Source organism: Anaeroplasma bactoclasticum (assembly GCF_003550015.1).
Classification (GTDB): Bacteria; Bacillota_I; Bacilli_A; order Acholeplasmatales; family Anaeroplasmataceae; genus Anaeroplasma; species Anaeroplasma bactoclasticum.
Genome location: NZ_QXEV01000037.1, coordinates 1 through 17,409 on the forward strand (window position 1 = coordinate 1; position 17,409 = coordinate 17,409).

Here is a 17,409-nt window from a genome sequence, read left to right on the forward strand (position 1 = left end):
TTATATCTTGCCATTAAAATAGAAAATGATGTTAAAGGGAGATCTATAGGCACTATTTTCATAACAGATGAAAATGCCTGAGAATCTGTAACTACCATTACTGGTTTATTTTTTAAATTATCTAAAGTAGCTTTTAATGTTTCTACTTGAGTGACTAAAGCAATGGCATTCTTATCTAATAAATCTCTTATCGCAAGCTGTTCTGGTAAGATCATTCTTCCCTTTGGGGCAGAAGAATCTATAGGAGTTACAAGGATGACAGTATCTCCTTCTTTAACAAAATCAGAAATGAAATGGATTTCTTTTTTATTAGGATTTAATTTACCTATAGCTATTTTTAATTCTTCTATTCCAATATTATTATTTGTACTTATATAGATTTCATTATCTAAATTATTTGGAATAGAACCTAATAAATCCATTTTATTATGAACAATTAAATAAGGGATATTCTTATCCTTTATTACATTTAATAATTCTATTTCCTCTTCTGTTAATTTTAAATTTTCTGTAACAAGGATAGATATATCACATATATTTAGCATTTTCTTTGTTCTTTTAACTCTTAATTCACCTAAAGGGCCATAGTCATCAAAGCCTGGTGTATCTATAATTGTAACAGGACCTAAGGGAAGTAATTCCATACTCTTTTTTACAGGGTCTGTAGTAGTACCTTTAATATCACTTACTAAAGACATTTCTTGATTTGTAATTTTATTTACTAAGCTACTTTTTCCAGCATTTCGTAACCCAAAGAAGCCAATATGGATTCTTTCTGCAGATACCGTATCATTTAAGCTCATTTATACCTCCCTTAGAAGCGGAAATCTCTATCTCCTTCTTCTATTTTAACTAATCTTTCTTTAACTATTCTTCTTACATTTTCCTTTGGAATATTATTGATTTCCTTTTCAATTAGCTTATTACCTATTTCTTTAGTATCTAAGCTTGCATAATCTAGTAAGAATTCCTTTAAGGTCATTAAAGCATTGGGATGACAGCAATTTTGAATTTGACCAGATTTACATAGTGCCATAAATCTATCTCCAGTTCTTCCCTCTCTATAGCAAGCTGTACAAAAGGATGGAATATAACCTGCCCTCATCAACCAGTTGACAACCTCATCTAGGGTTCTGTTATCCGATACATCAAATTGCTCGGTATCATGAGGACGCTCTTTTTCTGCATATCCTCCAACAGAGGTACGAGAAGCACCAGAGATCTGGCTTACACCTAAGCGAATAATTTTTTCTCTTACCTCTTTTGTTTCACGAGTAGAAATAATCATTCCTGTATATGGTACTGCAATACGGATGCAGGCTGCAATTTTACAAAACATTTCATCACTTAAGGAGTTATCAAATTCATTAGGGTCAATATCATCAGCTCTTTTTACTCTAGGTACACTAATTGTATGTGGACCAACTCCATGTACTGCCTCTAAATGCTCTGCATGCATCAAAAGTCCTGCAAATTCATATTGGTAATTATCTAAACCAAATAATACACCAATACCTACATCATCAATTCCACCCTCCATGGCTCTATCCATAGCTTCCGTATGGTATGCATAATTATGCTTAGGGCCAGTTGGGTGTAATCTTTCATAATTTTCTTTATGATAAGTTTCTTGGAATAAGATATATGTTCCTATTCCAGCATCCTTAAGCTTTTTATAATTTTCTACAGTAGTAGCTGCAATATTTACATTGACACGACGAATCGCACCATTTTTATGCTTAATTGAATAAATTGTTTTAATACAATCTAAGATATATTCTATTGGATTATTTTCTGGGTCCTCTCCTGCTTCAATCGCAAGTCTTTTATGTCCCATATCCTGAAGTGCAATAACTTCTTTTTTTACTTCCTCTTGAGTAAGCTTTTTTCTTGGAATATGCTTATTCTTTAAATGATATGGACAGTATAGACATCCATTTATACAATAATTCGATAAATATAGTGGTGCAAATAAAACAATACGATTTCCATAGAAATCCTTTTTTATTTGTTCTGCAAGGTCATATATTTCTTTGACCTTTTCACTATCACTACAAGCAAGTAATACACTTGCTTCCTTGTGTGTTAATCCTTTTCTTAATTTCGCTTTAGCTAAAATTTCATCCACAAGCTTTAAATCATCCTTATGATTATTTGCATACTTAATTGTTTCTAAGATTTCCTCGTGGTTGATAAATTCTTCTGCCTTCATTGATTTTACATTGTAATCCATTTTGTTTATTCCCTTTCAAGTACCCTATTCATTAGGGCATAATCTCCCCTATCGGTGACGATTTCTCTATCTATTTTAGATAGTCTTTTCTTTAAGCATCTAATACAAGATGCTGCCTCCTCACCCATACAGACTTTATTGTCATAAAGCAAATATTTTTTTCTTACACCTAAAGGCGATAGATTCGGCATTAAAACATTAGCTCCAGCTAATATTCCCTTTTCTCTTCCCTCTTTATCTATCGTAGCTAGTGCAGTCGTTGCCGGTAGCAGCACACCTGGCAATGTTAGCCTTATAAGAGATAACAAAAATGTTGTAAGCTCAGCATTCCCGCTATTTTTATCTTTAAATGGAGTATCCTTATGAGGAATAAAAGGACCTATTCCAACCATAGCTGGATTAAGTTGTTTTAAAAATACCATCTCTTCCGCAAGCATTTCTATTGTTTGGTTTGGAGAACCAACCATAAAGCCTACTCCAAGCTGGTATCCTAATTCCTTTAAATTTTTGATACATTCCATTCTATTGAAATAGCTCATATTCTTTGGGTGAAGTAGCTCATAATGATTTTTATCTATTGTTTCATGGCGAAGTAAATATCTATCACACCCAGCTTCCTTTAATCTTTTATAGCTTTCCTTACTTCTTTCTCCAATAGATAAAGTTATTGCACAATCACTATGTAAAGCTTTTATTTCTTTAATAATACTTACTAAAATATCATCGGTAAAATATGAATCCTCTCCACCCTGTAAAACAAAGGTACGAAACCCTAGATCATAGCCAATATTTGCGCATTCTATGATTTCTTCTTTAGAAAGTCTATATCTTTCCGCTACTTTATTAGATGCCCTAATTCCACAGTAATAACAATTATTTTTACAATAATTGGTAAACTCAATTAGGCCTCTTATATATATTTTATTTCCGTAATATTTCATGCAAGTTTTACTTGCAAGTAAGCTTGCATAATCTCTTACTTCATCCCTATTTTTTATTAATTCTAAATATTCTAAATAAGATAGTTCGTGATATTTATATAGCTTATCTAATAGCTCTTTATACATTACTGAAAGCCGCCTTAGAGGATACACCATCTAATCTGCCAAGCTTACCGCATAAGCTATTGATTACATTTTGTTCTGCATCAATAATTACTGTGATACAGTTAATTTTCTTCTTTGAATATGGTAGTCCCATTCTTCCAATAATATAGTCACTGTATTCTGTTAAAATGTGGTTTAGTGCATCTACACTGTCTCTTTTTTCAACAATAATACCAATAACTGCAACTCGTGTTTCTTTATTTTCCATTTTAACCTCCTATAAAAATAAAAGACTACGCCACTGCGCAGTCAAAAAAAACTAAAGTTAATTCATTTATTTTGCTGCACTTTAGGTCAGAAAAAACTTTCCCTCAGGACATCAAAATAATATATTATAAAATATTCTTTGTCAAGTTTAAACTAGCTTCCTGTAGACTCATATTTTCTTTCATTAATCTTCCAAATGAAGATAGAGATAATAAAGAAAACAATAGCTACTCCTATAATCCATAGCATTAATAAATATGGATTATAAAAATTAAAATATAATGTATCTACAGGTAGTGATATAAATACTCCAAATGGAATAGCGAATAAAAGCATATTCTTTATAATTTCAGGGAATATAGAAATAGGATATTTCACATAATCCATAAAATTATATACGACCTGAACAAGTGGTCCACTTCTTTTCATTGTAAAAGAGAAGGATGTTGTAAGTATTTTTAAGGATGTAATAATTAATGCACCAAAAATACTTGCTACTATAAATAATAAGATAATAGAAAATGATACTTGTACATTAGACATAATTCCACATACAACTAGCATTACTGTACCTACAATTAATTCACCAAAGGCATCGGGTTGGAATGTTTCAGATAATACTTGGAATAATACTGGAATAGGGCGCAAAAAATACATATCCAAATCTCCATTCCTTACTCTAAAATAGGCTAGGCGCCATAGCTCATCTGTAAACATATGGTCTATTCCTCTTGGAATCATTACAAATCCATATAAGAATCCTACCTGCCAAATGGTCCATCCATTTAAGGATGGTATAGAATTTACAATAAAATAGATACTTGCAATAGATGCGGCATTTTCAATGAAAAAGCCCATCATCGCAATGAAGGTATCCTTTTTATATTCCATACGAGATATAAAGGATCTTTTCATATAGGAAAAATATAAATGAATATAGTGTGCCATTTTTATCCTCCCTGTACTGTAATTTTTTTGCTGGCATGATTAAATAATAGCTTTGCAAATATATTTAATAATATTAACCAGCATAATGAAAATCCAACATAGTGGATTGAAGTTAACAAATCAACCTTCCCAATTAGTATTAATACAGGATAATAGGATATTCCTGCAAATGGTAAATAGTTAATAACTAAACCAAATATTCCTGGGAAGAAGGCAAGTGGTAATAGCCTACCACATAAAAAGCTTACAATAATTTCCTTAGCTTGATTTATTCCCCATCCAGAGGATGTGTAAAAGCATAATACTCCACAAATATAATTAATGGTATCATTTAATAAATTTGCAATAAACTGAGCTAATATAAATAAAGCAATAGATATTAAAAGTGAAACTGGTGTAATTGTAATAAAGCCAATAGATGCAAATACAATAAATGCGATAGTAAATCCTGGAATTCCTATCATTAAATTTACTGCAAATAAATTACCTAAATTTTCACTTAATAATCTAAAACGATAAGATATAGGCTTTGTAAAAGCCAAATCTATCGTTCCCTTTTTGATATCCTCATTAATGATAAATAAGGTATCTCCACCAAGTGTTGCAAATCCAAAAATATTTACAAATACGGTATATACAATCATTTCCTTAAATGTAAATCCATTAATAACTGAATCTACTCCATCCGGACTATTTTGATATACTGCAACCCATAAGAATACAACACATATGATTTGTAAAATAGAGATAAATAGCCAAGTAAATATTGCAGATCTATATGCAAAAGCACCCATCGCTCCAGCCTTCAAGAAGGGCTTATACTTTCTTAGCATTTTTCTGCCTCCTCGAGTAGGTTTTTAACAACATCCTCAATAGATATTTCAGATATTTTTAAATCAGATGCCGATAACTTATGGAAACAATAATCAATAACATCCTTAATATCTATTTTATCGGCATTAAACTGTAAAACTAAAGAATCCTCATTTTCTTGATAAGAAACTCTATTATCAAAGGTATTTAATTCCTCTATTTTATATTCTTCTTTCGTTTTAATAGTTAATGTTCTTAAATCACCAAAGCGATATTTAATATCCTTTAAAGGTCCATCATAAATAATATTTCCCTTTTCAATCATAATAATACGACTACATAAATCCTCTACATCCTGCATATCATGCGTTGTAAGGATTACCGTCGTATGATATTTTTGATTCATAGTCTTAATCGCTTTTCTTATTTTTTCTTTAACTAATACATCTAAGCCAATGGTTGGCTCATCTAAGAATAAGATTTTAGGATTATGTAGCCAGCTTGCGGCTAAGTCCGCTCTCATTCTTTGACCTAAAGATAATGTTCTTACTGGTTGATTCATAAATTCATTTAAGCCTAGTGTATCGGATAAGAATTCTAATCTTTCCTTATAATCCTCATCAGGTACCAGATAAACCTCTTTTAATACCTTAAAGCTTTCAATTAAAGGTATATCCCACCAAAGCTGTGTTTTTTGACCAAAGACAACTCCTATTTTAGAAGCTACTACCTTTCTTTTTTTGTTTGGTTCAATTCCATCAATTAATACATTTCCACCAGTTGGAGTTAAAATACCACACATCATTTTAATGGAAGTAGATTTTCCTGCACCATTAGAACCAATATAGCCTACAATCTCTCCATCATGAATTGTAAAATTAATATGATTGACTGCAACCTTTGTTTCATATTTTCTTGAAAATAAGGTTTTAAACATGCCAAATACGCCTTCTTTACGTATTGGCTTTTTAAATTCCTTTGTTAAATCTTTAACTTCAATCATAACATCACCCACATTTACAACAATATGTATCATTATACCAAACAATATCATTAAATAAATAGTATTCTTTAATCTAATACTATATTTTGTTATAATGAAGGAAGTTGAAGGAGAGTGTCTATGTACGATTTATTTTATAACATATCAGGTCCAACCGTATGGATTATTAGTGGAATTGAGCTATTACTGCTTATTTATTTAATATATAAATCCATTAAAACAAAATCATTATTCATATTATTAGTTACACTAATAACATTTGGATTATTCTATGATGCATTTATTACAAGCCTAGGCACAATAGTAGATGCATCCAATATAATGTTTTTAAGTAAAGTAAGATTTATACTTCATGCAACCTTAGTTCCATTATTATTTATTATTAGTATATTAACTATTAATCTGAAAAAGCCATTTAAAATTGCTGTATATATTACTACATCATTATTTATTATTCTAGGTATAATATGCATCATATTTACTTCTTATGAAGTAATTAATTTTGCAGGTATATCTAGATTAACTGTAAATAAAGAATTAACAAATAAAGCAATAAATACTATTCCAACTGTCATTAATATTTTAGCTGTAATACCTTTAATTGTAGTAGGTATATATAAATTAATTAAAAGTAAGAATATTCATTTATTATTATCTGGAGGATTAATGTTTTTCTTCTCCATGCTACCACCAATTATAAAGATGAATGATTTTATGTTTTTAATATCTATGTTTGGTGAAATATGTATGGTATTCTTCTTAATCCTATATTTCAATAAAGAAAGTAAATAAAGAAAGACTGTTGAAGCAATCACACTTCAACAGTCTTTTCTTCTTGTTCTTCTTTTATTTCCTTTTGTTTATAATATGCTGCTTTATCCTCATACATCATTAAATCAGAATCTTTAATCATTTCATCAAAATCTTTCGTTTCATCTGATCGAAAGCTATAGCCAATAGAAATACTATATCTTGTAGAGAATACCATCTTCTTTATATCAGATATTATTTTTAATAATTCTTCTTCTGATGTCTTTTTACAAAGAATAATAAATTCATCTCCACCAATTCTATAAACCGATTGTTTAAATTTAGTAGCCTTAGTAAAGCAAGATGAAACTGCAATAATTGCCTCATCCCCAGCTAAGTGACCTAAGGTATCATTAATTTTCTTTAAGCCATTCATATCTATAGATATAACACCAGTTATATCTTTATTATTGTTATGAGCGGTAGAATAGAAAGCTTGACGGTTTAAAACTCCTGTTAATGCATCCTTTTTTGTTAATTGTAATATTAAGAATACATAATATACAAAGAGTGCAATAGCTACTGTTGTACAGAATATTTTAGAATATTCTTTACCAATAATAAATGGAAATAATAATCCTGTAGCAAAGGAGAATGCTAAGAATATTATTGGAATGATTTCGGATGCTTGGCGGTTACTTTGTTTAATTAAAATATAAATCAAGAATGCACAGTATGCACCTACACCTACATATGGTAGGTAACCTAATACTCCACGTCTTAGGTTTCCTTCTGCATCAATACTAAATACAATTCCAGTAAATATAGATACTACGTTAATTACTGTAAGTAAGAGTGCAGGAATAGTTACATACCACTGTGTTCTTTTTACTAATGCAAATAGTATTAATGAAATAATAATTGGAATTGTACTATATCTAATCGCAACAAGTACAATTCTTACATTTGTCATTTGATTTAGATCTGCCAAATGGAATTCAAAGAATACACTAATAGATAATGCAAATACAACTGCGATTAATACATACATTCTTATTATTGTTTTTTTATCTAGGAATACTGTAATTATAAGCATTACTACGAAAGCTAGTAATACTAATATTAAGGCCCAGTTTTGTATTAAATAATCTAAAAATACATCCAATTGGGTCACCTCCAAGCAATTAAAGAGCAATTCTTCTATTTTATTTTTATATAGTTTAAATAAATTAGAATTGAATTATTCATTTAATTATAATTTATGTATCATTATTAATTATACTATAAAAATTGTATTTTTTAAAATATAATCTCAAAAACTATATGATAAATCAATAATTTAACCATTTAAAAGAATAAAAAATTACTTTTAATCTAAATGATATTCTCCTTATTGCTTTATCACATTCATCATAATCATGTGAATTAATAAATTTGTAATAATTTATTCTTTAAATATACAAAATATAAAGGTCTACCAGAAGTCATCTGTTTATAACAATATTACTTTGTGGCTAAATATATGTTATAATATAGCCACAAGGAGGCAATTGGTATGAAAATAGTTCCAATGAGAGATTTAAAAGATACAGTAAAAATTGAAAAAATGTGTAGTGAAATTAAAGCACCTGTTTTTGTGACTAAAAATGGTTATGGTAAATTAGTTGTAATGGATATTGAATGCTTCGAAAGATTAATGAATGATGTTTATGAAGCAAAAGCAATTAATGAAGGATTAAAAGATTTAGAAAATGATAAAACAAAAGATGGTAATTTAGTTTTAAATGAAATGAAGGCTAAATATGGATTCTAAATTTAAATTTACTGACAAAGCAGAAAATGATTTAGATGAAATATTAGATTACATTTCTAATAAATTATGCAATTTTCAAGCTGCTAATGACTTATTTAATAAAGTATTTAATAATATAATTGCTTTCCCGCTAAGCTATCCATTATTAGAGAATGAATACGTGAGAAATAGAAATACTAGAAAAGCAATTATTGATAATTATAATTTATACTATGTTATAGAAAGTAATACTATTGTAGTACTAAGAATAATTTATAATAAAAGAGATTTATCAGAACTTATAAACATTTAAAACCAACCTCATTATAGTTTAGGTTGGTTTTATATTTTAAGTACTCGCCTCTATCCCTCATTCGGAAAAAGAAAAGCCTATTTTACTCCTATTTAGATTATAAAATATATTTTTTAAAAATATCAAAACTTATTGTTTTTTCTATGGAATATTTATCCATTATACTTAGTATTATAATAAACATTTTTTGTTACAATATCTAAGCTAATATAGAATAGTGCCTTCCATTCGTCTTCTGTACCTTCATAGTATATATTTGCATTACCAATATTTAAGAAATTACCTCCATATACAACACGAACTGTTTTAGGAACGTAAATCTTATCTACTGTTATATTATAGATTGCATAGTTGCTAAGGCATATATCCTTACCTAGATATTGTGATGGAATCACTAATACTTTATTAGATGGTACATGATTAACTCCTGATACAAATGAATATTTATCACTATATAAAGTACTCCATGATATATTACTTTGATTTCTACCATATAGCATAGTATCTTCAGTTATTGGATTGTATGAATTAAATTGAGTTTTAAAGCTTGAATCTGTATACCAAGTATCACAATAATATAAATTATCATTAGATTCATATACATATTTAGTTTCTAGTTTTCTTTTATCTTTAATTATTTCTTCGTGTACAATTGCACCTGATATATTATATGATATTTTTCTATCAGCTCTTAATTCATCTGGTGTTTCATATAAATAATATGTTATTTTATATTCATTCACATCAAATGACATTTTATATTGATCATCTTTTATTGAAGTTGGTATTGTTGAAGAAAGACTAAGACTTTTACTCAATTCTGCATCTATTTGTAGCTTAGGGATAGAAAACATTGTACCAACAGTGTATGTAGCCCCAGTAGATTCTTTTATTAAAGTATAGTTTTTTATATCATAGCTGTTAGTTTTATATTCTTTATTTGTAACTATTACTGTGACAGTTAAAGAAAAATTATTTAGACTATAGATGCTTGAATCAACTTCAATTTTAATGACATCATTTTCAACTATATTGTTATCTGTGTATAATGTATATTCATTTGAATTATGCTTAGTTTGCTCAGTACCATTTTGAGTTTCTTCACCACAACTTGTTAATATCATAAAATCGATATGTTTTCTAACGTTTGGTACTATAGTTAAAAAGGATTAGACAACTAATCCTCTTCATTACTTAAAATTCCTCTTATCTCATTTAATTTGTTCTCTAATAACTTTTTATCTATTAATTTCGTGCTATATTCTGCAACTGAAGTAGGTGATATGCTTCTAGATAGTGCATATTCAACTACTGTATCATCTTTTGATGTACATAATATAATACCTACACTAGGATTCTCATTAGCTTTCTTTTCTTGCCTATCTAATGCTTCTAGATAAAAATTCATTTTAGAAACAAATTCTGGTTTAAATTCATCAACCTTCAATTCAAAAGCTACTAAACATTTTAAATATCTATTATAAAATAATAAATCTATATAATAGTCATGATTTCCAACTTGCACACGATATTCTTTTCCAATGAATGAAAAATCTTTACCTATCTCTAATATAAAGTCCTTTAAATTATCTACAATAGCACTTTGTAAATCTTTTTCTTTATAATTATTAGGTAAATCTAAAAATTCTAATGAATATTGATCTAATATTCTAGTATTAGGATAATCATCTTCTCCAACAAGTGCAGTAGTACTTTCTAGTTCATTACCTGCAGACAATATATATCTTTCATAATAATGACTAGCTATTTGGCGTTCCAATTCTCTTTTAGAATAATTATTTTTTATACATAATCTAATATAAAATTCTTTTTCTTCTATTGTTGATTTATGCGAAAATATTATTAAATTATTAGTCCAACTAATTTGTGACACCAGTGGTGACACAATTTCATTATCCTTATAAGTATCATAAAATTGCATCATTCTATATAATCCACGATTATCAAAGCCCTTTAGTGTTGGATACTTATTATTTATCCCATTAGCTATATTATCTATAACCTTAGAGCCCCATTTTTCAGATGAAACTTTTTCTGATAGATATTTACCTATTTCATAATACATAGTTACTAATTCTTCATTTACTTTACGATATGCATTTTCTCTATGTGTTTCAATCATCTTAACAATATCTGTAATTGAATCATCATTTACAATTTTTACATCATTATCTTTCAATGTAATCCACCGTCCTAAAAATCAAATTTATTATACCATAACATGATAATGGTTTCATCAAATTTATTCATTTTCTACCGCTATTCTAATAGGAATGGAATTAATTATTCTTTTCTTATTTACACCATATTCATTTTTAACAAATTCATAGAAATCAACAGGCATATCAAATGAATCTATTACTATATAATTAGTTTTATATCCATTTGTTTTTCTATCCCCAGAAAATACAAATGTTAGCATATGATGGATTTTATTTCCATCATCATCTAATCCACCTACAACTACCTTTTTAATCAATGCTTCAAATACATCTTCATCAAATTCATCTATTGTACCATATCAACACATAATACTGAACAAGTCAAAAAGGTGCTACATATACTATTACAATATCTATTGGTATTAAGCCATTTTACTATATTTTTATTCTTTTTCCATCTATTCAAACATCTTGCCACTGTTACCAGGTTCGGTTACGATACCAGCTCATTTTCCAAATATAGGCAAAGAAAATTTTTATATTTGTTCAAAAGAAAAAGGTGATTTCAACCTTATTTTGGTCAAAATCACCTATTTTTACCTTATTTTTTGCTATTTTTAGTCATTTCTACGATTTAGTAAGCAGACTGTTTCGACGCGTGATATGAAATTCCCGGAAAGATTTTATTAAAAATAAGTCTAGTAAAAATGACTGTTAAACCAGGATATTCTATTAATAATCTGACTATTTTACATTTGTTACTTAAAGTCATATTATCTAGTTTTCTTTCTCTTTAATAGCACTCTCAATTTTATCAATTAATTCATTTATTTCATCTTCATGATGATTATTATTCCAATGAGTAATAATATGCTTTGTATCAACTAAAAATGCATAGATTGACTCATGATTATTCTCTTTATTATCCTTCCATTCCGCCTTTGAATAGCCAATATAATGAATTAATTCATTAGTTCCAAAACTATTTTTATTCATATTATAAGGAAGAATAAATGCATTTCTAATATCTTTAACATTGGCTTTATTATTACGCTTCAAATAATCACCATATGTTATTTGCTTTTGAATTGATGAAGTTTCAGGTAAATCATTAAATTCTTTAGTGAATCCATATCTATAATACTTAGAGTCCATTATATATGCAATATCGCCTTTAATTAATATAGAATCTGGTCTTAATTCAGAACTCGGATGTTCTTTAAAAGAATCTTCTACTAAATACCAATTTGCCTTCGGATTAAAAGCTTTTAAATCTTTTTGATTACCAAAGATAGAATCAACCATTCTCTCAAAAATGTAATAATATGAATCTACACCATATACAAATTCATTTTCATTATTGTTACCATCAAGACCTTTTATAACCTTTAACATATGATTAAGCCTTAATTTTTTATAATCATCAAAAGTTTTATCAATTTCTTGTCTAAGGGCAGCAATATACACTTTCTGAATTGTTTCATTGAACGGTTTAGTCTCAATTCTAGTAGAATTCAAATTAAATAACCATCCGATAAACTCAATACTTTTCTTTACGCAATACTTGTGTATATCCACCATCAAATTATCCATATTATTTCTTGTTTCTACAACAATATTATTATAAATAACATTACCATTAGAAATAATAGGTTGATTCCTTAAAGTTCTTTTCCAATTGATTCTTCCTCTTTGATTATTCTTAAAAACCTTTTCTCTATTGATATATATACCATTTGACAAATAATCGTTTATAATCCACAAATATGATAATAAAGCAAATGCATTACTATCGGCTAGATTTGTTTCAACTTTTGCTTTATCGGCAGTTAAAGTCTTAGCAATATTTATCGTTCTAAGAATAGATAAGACATCTTCTCTAAAAGAACTTAAATTACCTTGTTGTGAAATATCATATGTTTCAGGGTAATAAAAATCAATTCTATTATTCTTTATCTTTATGCCAATAAAAGAATCATCTATTTTTCCTGTAACTGGCCATGCATTAACATTTTGCATAGGTAATCACTCCTATTTCTTATCAAAAATGCCTTTATTAAATACTTCTACTCCAGATGATTCATCTGAACCTTTTTCAACATATTTATCTATTAAATCGTCTAATGTTTTTAAATCATTAAACCATTTTTTTCTGTCATATTTTGCAACATCATCCCATAAATATTCAAACACTTTAAAAGCAAATTCTTTTCTTGATGTTTCCGAAGATGGATCAGTCTTTTCTTTTCTCAATCCATTTTTATCCACAAAATAAACACCTAATTGTTTGTCCTCAGAATTAATGAAATCATCACTATTTGTAATAAATTCATTAATTGATTCACAGAATTCTTGCCAATCCATGTCCATACCAGGAATATAATAGTTTTTAAAATCATGATTATCAGAAAAATCATTTCTTATCTTTTCAAATTTCCAACGACGTTTAAATGCAGTATCTAAAGTAAATACATTTTGATCACTAGTATTCATAGTCGCAAAAATACTTAAATTTGAAGGCAATTTTATGTAATCAAACTTCATTGTTGGATTTTGTGCTTCTAAATATTTTTGAACATTTACGTTTGTAATATTATAAACACTTACTCCATTTTCTCTATCTAATAATTGGAAAATATCACCAAAAATACTGGCAGCATTACCTCTATTTAATTCTTCTATTACTAAAGCAATAGGTCTATCAGGGTTTTGAATGGCTTTATTCAAAGCAAGTGTAAATGGTCCTGGATTAAATTCATATGTTACCGACTTGTCTGGATTAATAACTGGCATTATTTGTCCAACAAAATCTGTATTTGTATAATCCTGGAAAAATGTTGTTCTAATTGCATCTAAACAGTTTGCTCCCTCGTCATCAAACCTATATCCACCTTTCATTAATAGAGTGTGTTGAACATAGTAACTTTTGCCGCAACCTGGTGTTCCATACACAATTAGGTTGATACCTGATTTATTTTCAAAAGAATAATCTACGTTTGTAATTTCAGTTACTATGGAATCATCATTAAAATCTGTGTCATCTGCAATATATGAGTCTTTTAAAATATCTAGAATGACGCTTCTATAATCATTCAATTTAAAGAATGACATAGCTGAGCCCATGGAATTTCTCATAGATCTTGAAAAAACAGATCTGTCAATGTCTTTTTTTATCCATTTTACTTTTCTATAATTTACATAATCTGGAGCTTGCTCTTCATAGGAAACGTTATTATAAAAATAATCACTCTCGATAACTCCTATGCTTATTTTATTATCAATAAATAACACATAATCACCAATTTTTGCTTCATTAACAAATCTATTTAATTGACCAACATTTTGTGCTTTTGTCATAGGCTTAGCATCAGGCCATGTTTCATTATATTTGGCAGCCATTTCAGCTTTATTCGTATAGTTTGATAAATCTCCCATACTTGCCCATCCAATGCAAATATGTGGATTATTTTCAGATAATGCGTCATTCTTATAAGTTATATGAATACCATAAAGATTATGATTCATTATGTCAAATTCAGCAATGGATTCTTTGTCTTCTGGATTTATAAAAAAATCATCAGTGCCATTATTCTTTTTGGGATAAACATAATTTGATAATTTAATACCTTTATTAATTTCAACAAAATACGAATCGTTTATCCCTGCCGATTTAACTATATCGTTAACATTATATTTATTCTTTCTTATACAAGGTCCACACTCTATACCAAACAAATGAATCCCTACAACTTTATCATAACTATTGATAGACTTAATTTATCTTTCACTTCTAAAGCTTTTGATATTCTTTGTCTTAAATAAGTAGCTAATGCTTTATCTTCACAATATACATTATTATTCTTTTTATATTCCAAAACTTGTCTTTTTTTGTAATATCATTTTCTTTATTTTGTTTTTGAGAATCATCAACCTTAGAAAACATTAAATTGTTCCTCTTTTCAATAACATTTTTACACACTATTATAAGTATAACAAAATTCCTTATACTTTCATAGTACAAGGTCATCGATTTGATTTTGTTTTTGATGACATTCTAAAAAAATACATTATTTGTTTATATGGTATTTTAAAAGTGCCCTTAATTAAACAAAAAAAGAGCTAATTCATGTAACCGAACTAACTCTTTAATTATATTATATATAATTACTTACTAGACTTATTTTTTAAGAATTTTTATGGGAAAGAAGGCATACCGTCTCTACATGTATCTACCGACGAATGTAATCAGAACGAAATCTGATTTTTCCAAGTTGTATGTACGCAAAGTAACATTAGAGTTTTTATAAAATATATCGTGTTTGCGTTGAGAAACATCTCAAAAAGACATCCATATAACTAAAATATTTATCAATGCTTTTCTCAAATTTATAGAAAAATTAAAAGCAAAACTTTTATAATATCAAGAAAGTTTTGCTTTTGTAAAAAAAATGAACAATAATACTCATTAATTAGTTAATCTAGTGATTTTATCTTTTGATATACGTGATTTATGCGATAGAAACTCACTGTATAAGGAATCTGAAAGATCAGAGTTTATTTTCCCAATCCTAGTAATACGAGAAATTTTTTTCCCAGAACAATAAACATTTGACAAAAAAGACCAATCATCAGCAGTACTTAAATTTTTCATTTTTTCAAATTCTTCCTTTGCACTTTCAATTCTTTTTTTCATTGGAAATCTAAGTCCATTTGAATCATAATTAAAATCAACAATGCCTTTTGAATTACATACAACACAATCTAAGCACCAAAAAGGTAATGAAATCATACTTTTTTTACTTGAAAACTCAACACTATAAACACAATCATTATACATAATAAGATCCTTTAAATTCTTCTGATCGTTTTTTTTGTACACAATGCCAAATTTTTGCTTAATTATTTCTATTGCTTTCTCAAAAGCAGCGGTATCTTTTTCAAGTTCCTTCTTCATAATTTTCGATGTGACAGATTCCTTATACTTATTCAATTTATCACCAGAATAATCTTCTAAGGCTATAGGAATCAATGTTGCATATGAATCACTTCTAGTACCATTTGCTCTAATTGCAATATCGCAAGATTGATTTCCTACCATATAATAATTATCATCTATTAAAAAAATATCACCAAAAGAAACATCATGTCTCATCTCATTAACACTAACATCAACGCAGGAAGGCAAATCTATTTCATTCAGAACTTTTCTAACCCTCCATACAGTTTTATCAACCATAGTTTCGGTTTTATTGTTTTCTAGATAATAATCAACGGCATCATTCATAATAGAAAACATCGAATAATCTAAATTTTTAATATAATTAGACTTTAAATCTAATTCGAATACATCAAAAAGAGATTCATCAAAATTCTTACCTTCAGTCAAATAATCATAACTAAACATTTCCAAGCCTGTTTTAGAATCATAGATATTTTGTTTAAATCTATTAATTGATTCATCAATTACTTTGCTTAAAAAATCAAAATACTTACTTTTAGATGATTTTAGTATTAAATAATAAATCAATTGAGCATTAATATCATTTTTCTCAATAACATTTGTATTTAGAGCCACACACGAATTTTTTATTATGTTTTTATCAATTTTGACATCATCTCGTAAAAAAGACTCAATTTTATCCAAATTATCATATTTTCGAGCTACACTAGAAAATAAAACAAAAATGTCATTACAATTATGCTCCTGATTTCTTTGATAAAAATAATTGCTAAGTTCAAACAAAAAGTTGGTAATTAAGAAAAAATTCCATAATGATATGCTCCATAGGCCTGATATAAATCAATAGGCATAGGAAGCTTAGTTATATTTCTTACCGCTATTGTATGAACTTGTTTCATTGATTCCATATAAGTAAATGAAACTCTTGCCTCGGCCTTTACTCTATATTTAATCTTCTTTAAGAACAGAAGCCAGTTTAAATAATCCTGAAGATGTCTTGTTGATATGCCATGCTTTTTTGAAATCAAAATTGATAGTTCACTATGAATCTGATTTACATTTGATACTGTGTGATTATTTTTGGTGGCATATCTTTTCTTG

Annotated in this window: 17 protein-coding genes and 1 pseudogene; 3 read left to right on the plus strand and 15 right to left on the minus strand. The window is 28.0% G+C overall.

The features are described from left to right. From hydF to EI71_RS09175, 7 genes are all read right to left on the minus strand, one after another. The coding region (gene hydF / locus EI71_RS09145; protein ID WP_119016938.1) for a [FeFe] hydrogenase H-cluster maturation GTPase HydF at positions 1-803 on the minus strand (803 nt) is incomplete at its 3' end. Between the two features lie 11 nt (positions 804-814). Continuing rightward, positions 815-2,233 carry a [FeFe] hydrogenase H-cluster radical SAM maturase HydG gene (gene hydG, locus EI71_RS09150; RefSeq protein ID WP_119016939.1) on the minus strand — a complete coding sequence of 473 codons (1,419 nt, stop codon included), beginning with the start codon at positions 2,231-2,233 and terminating at the stop codon, positions 815-817. A 5-nt stretch (positions 2,234-2,238) separates the two neighbouring features. Then, positions 2,239-3,300: a [FeFe] hydrogenase H-cluster radical SAM maturase HydE gene (gene hydE, locus EI71_RS09155; RefSeq protein WP_119016940.1), complete on the minus strand. Its 1,062-nt coding sequence runs from the start codon at positions 3,298-3,300 to the stop codon at positions 2,239-2,241. Then, positions 3,293-3,547 (minus strand): TM1266 family iron-only hydrogenase system putative regulator, encoded by a 255-nt coding sequence (locus EI71_RS09160; RefSeq protein WP_119016941.1) that lies wholly within the window; start codon positions 3,545-3,547, stop codon positions 3,293-3,295. Before EI71_RS09160 ends, hydE begins: the two co-directional genes overlap by 8 nt. 152 nt (positions 3,548-3,699) lie before the next feature. After that, positions 3,700-4,494, minus strand: coding sequence for an ABC transporter permease (locus EI71_RS09165; protein ID WP_119016942.1), 795 nt, complete (start codon positions 4,492-4,494; stop codon positions 3,700-3,702). 2 nt (positions 4,495-4,496) lie between these two features. Next, positions 4,497-5,327 carry an ABC transporter permease gene (locus EI71_RS09170; protein WP_119016943.1) on the minus strand — a complete coding sequence of 277 codons (831 nt, stop codon included), beginning with the start codon at positions 5,325-5,327 and terminating at the stop codon, positions 4,497-4,499. Continuing rightward, the gene (locus tag EI71_RS09175) at positions 5,321-6,310 is read right to left on the minus strand and encodes an ABC transporter ATP-binding protein (RefSeq protein WP_119016944.1); all 990 of its coding nucleotides are present in this window, start codon (positions 6,308-6,310) and stop codon (positions 5,321-5,323) included. The genes EI71_RS09170 and EI71_RS09175 overlap by 7 nt, the downstream gene beginning before the upstream one ends. Before the next feature lie 120 nt (positions 6,311-6,430). Between EI71_RS09175 and EI71_RS09180 the strand changes: the two genes are divergently transcribed. Next, a complete protein-coding gene (locus EI71_RS09180) occupies positions 6,431-7,102 on the plus strand; it encodes a hypothetical protein (protein WP_119016945.1) in 672 nt (223 codons plus the stop codon). Between the two features lie 19 nt (positions 7,103-7,121). On the opposite strand, the gene EI71_RS09185 is transcribed toward EI71_RS09180, so the two are convergent. Continuing rightward, a complete protein-coding gene (locus EI71_RS09185; RefSeq protein ID WP_162849930.1) occupies positions 7,122-8,225 on the minus strand; it encodes a GGDEF domain-containing protein in 1,104 nt (367 codons plus the stop codon). A 390-nt stretch (positions 8,226-8,615) separates the two neighbouring features. On the opposite strand from EI71_RS09185, the gene EI71_RS09190 reads away from it, so the two are divergent. Together EI71_RS09190 and EI71_RS09195 are read left to right on the plus strand one after the other, a co-directional pair. Next, positions 8,616-8,873 (plus strand): type II toxin-antitoxin system Phd/YefM family antitoxin, encoded by a 258-nt coding sequence (locus EI71_RS09190; protein ID WP_119016947.1) that lies wholly within the window; start codon positions 8,616-8,618, stop codon positions 8,871-8,873. Further along, positions 8,863-9,165 carry a type II toxin-antitoxin system RelE/ParE family toxin gene (locus tag EI71_RS09195; RefSeq protein ID WP_162849931.1) on the plus strand — a complete coding sequence of 101 codons (303 nt, stop codon included), beginning with the start codon at positions 8,863-8,865 and terminating at the stop codon, positions 9,163-9,165. The genes EI71_RS09190 and EI71_RS09195 overlap by 11 nt, the downstream gene beginning before the upstream one ends. Positions 9,166-9,317: 152 nt before the next feature. Here EI71_RS09195 and EI71_RS09200 read toward each other — a convergent pair whose 3' ends face one another. The 7 genes and pseudogenes from EI71_RS09200 to EI71_RS10265 form a co-directional block, all read right to left on the minus strand. After that, the gene (locus EI71_RS09200) at positions 9,318-10,289 is read right to left on the minus strand and encodes a hypothetical protein (protein ID WP_119016949.1); all 972 of its coding nucleotides are present in this window, start codon (positions 10,287-10,289) and stop codon (positions 9,318-9,320) included. A 53-nt stretch (positions 10,290-10,342) separates the two neighbouring features. Continuing rightward, the gene (locus tag EI71_RS09205) at positions 10,343-11,308 is read right to left on the minus strand and encodes a PDDEXK nuclease domain-containing protein (protein ID WP_119016954.1); all 966 of its coding nucleotides are present in this window, start codon (positions 11,306-11,308) and stop codon (positions 10,343-10,345) included. Between the two features lie 120 nt (positions 11,309-11,428). Beyond that, on the minus strand, positions 11,429-11,665 hold the full coding sequence (locus EI71_RS09210; RefSeq protein WP_162849932.1) for a hypothetical protein: 237 nt from the start codon (positions 11,663-11,665) through the stop codon (positions 11,429-11,431). A 460-nt stretch (positions 11,666-12,125) separates the two neighbouring features. Beyond that, positions 12,126-13,367 carry an LlaJI family restriction endonuclease gene (locus EI71_RS09215; protein ID WP_119016951.1) on the minus strand — a complete coding sequence of 414 codons (1,242 nt, stop codon included), beginning with the start codon at positions 13,365-13,367 and terminating at the stop codon, positions 12,126-12,128. Between the two features lie 12 nt (positions 13,368-13,379). Beyond that, positions 13,380-15,125 carry an HTH-like domain-containing protein gene (locus tag EI71_RS09220; RefSeq protein ID WP_425453581.1) on the minus strand — a complete coding sequence of 582 codons (1,746 nt, stop codon included), beginning with the start codon at positions 15,123-15,125 and terminating at the stop codon, positions 13,380-13,382. Between the two features lie 688 nt (positions 15,126-15,813). Beyond that, positions 15,814-16,992 (minus strand): hypothetical protein, encoded by a 1,179-nt coding sequence (locus EI71_RS09225; RefSeq protein ID WP_147387590.1) that lies wholly within the window; start codon positions 16,990-16,992, stop codon positions 15,814-15,816. Positions 16,993-17,102: 110 nt separating this feature from the next. Continuing rightward, positions 17,103-17,409 (minus strand): annotated as a pseudogene (locus EI71_RS10265) (hypothetical protein); the annotation flags it as partial.

Bases quoted from the DNA above. Each gene is read 5' to 3' on its own strand.
- hydE (WP_119016940.1), bottom strand. From the start codon at position 3,300: ATGTATAAAGAGCTATTAGATAAGCTATATAAATATCACGAACTATCT.
- EI71_RS09195 (WP_162849931.1), top strand. From the start codon at position 8,863: ATGGATTCTAAATTTAAATTTACTGACAAAGCAGAAAATGATTTAGAT.
- EI71_RS09175 (WP_119016944.1), bottom strand. From the start codon at position 6,310: ATGATTGAAGTTAAAGATTTAACAAAGGAATTTAAAAAGCCAATACGT.
- EI71_RS09205 (WP_119016954.1), bottom strand. From the start codon at position 11,308: ATGATTGAAACACATAGAGAAAATGCATATCGTAAAGTAAATGAAGAA.
- EI71_RS09170 (WP_119016943.1), bottom strand. From the start codon at position 5,327: ATGCTAAGAAAGTATAAGCCCTTCTTGAAGGCTGGAGCGATGGGTGCT.
- EI71_RS09165 (WP_119016942.1), bottom strand. From the start codon at position 4,494: ATGGCACACTATATTCATTTATATTTTTCCTATATGAAAAGATCCTTT.
- EI71_RS09180 (WP_119016945.1), top strand. From the start codon at position 6,431: ATGTACGATTTATTTTATAACATATCAGGTCCAACCGTATGGATTATT.
- hydG (WP_119016939.1), bottom strand. From the start codon at position 2,233: ATGGATTACAATGTAAAATCAATGAAGGCAGAAGAATTTATCAACCAC.
- EI71_RS09200 (WP_119016949.1), bottom strand. From the start codon at position 10,289: ATGATATTAACAAGTTGTGGTGAAGAAACTCAAAATGGTACTGAGCAA.
- EI71_RS09160 (WP_119016941.1), bottom strand. From the start codon at position 3,547: ATGGAAAATAAAGAAACACGAGTTGCAGTTATTGGTATTATTGTTGAA.
- EI71_RS09215 (WP_119016951.1), bottom strand. From the start codon at position 13,367: ATGCAAAATGTTAATGCATGGCCAGTTACAGGAAAAATAGATGATTCT.
- EI71_RS09190 (WP_119016947.1), top strand. From the start codon at position 8,616: ATGAAAATAGTTCCAATGAGAGATTTAAAAGATACAGTAAAAATTGAA.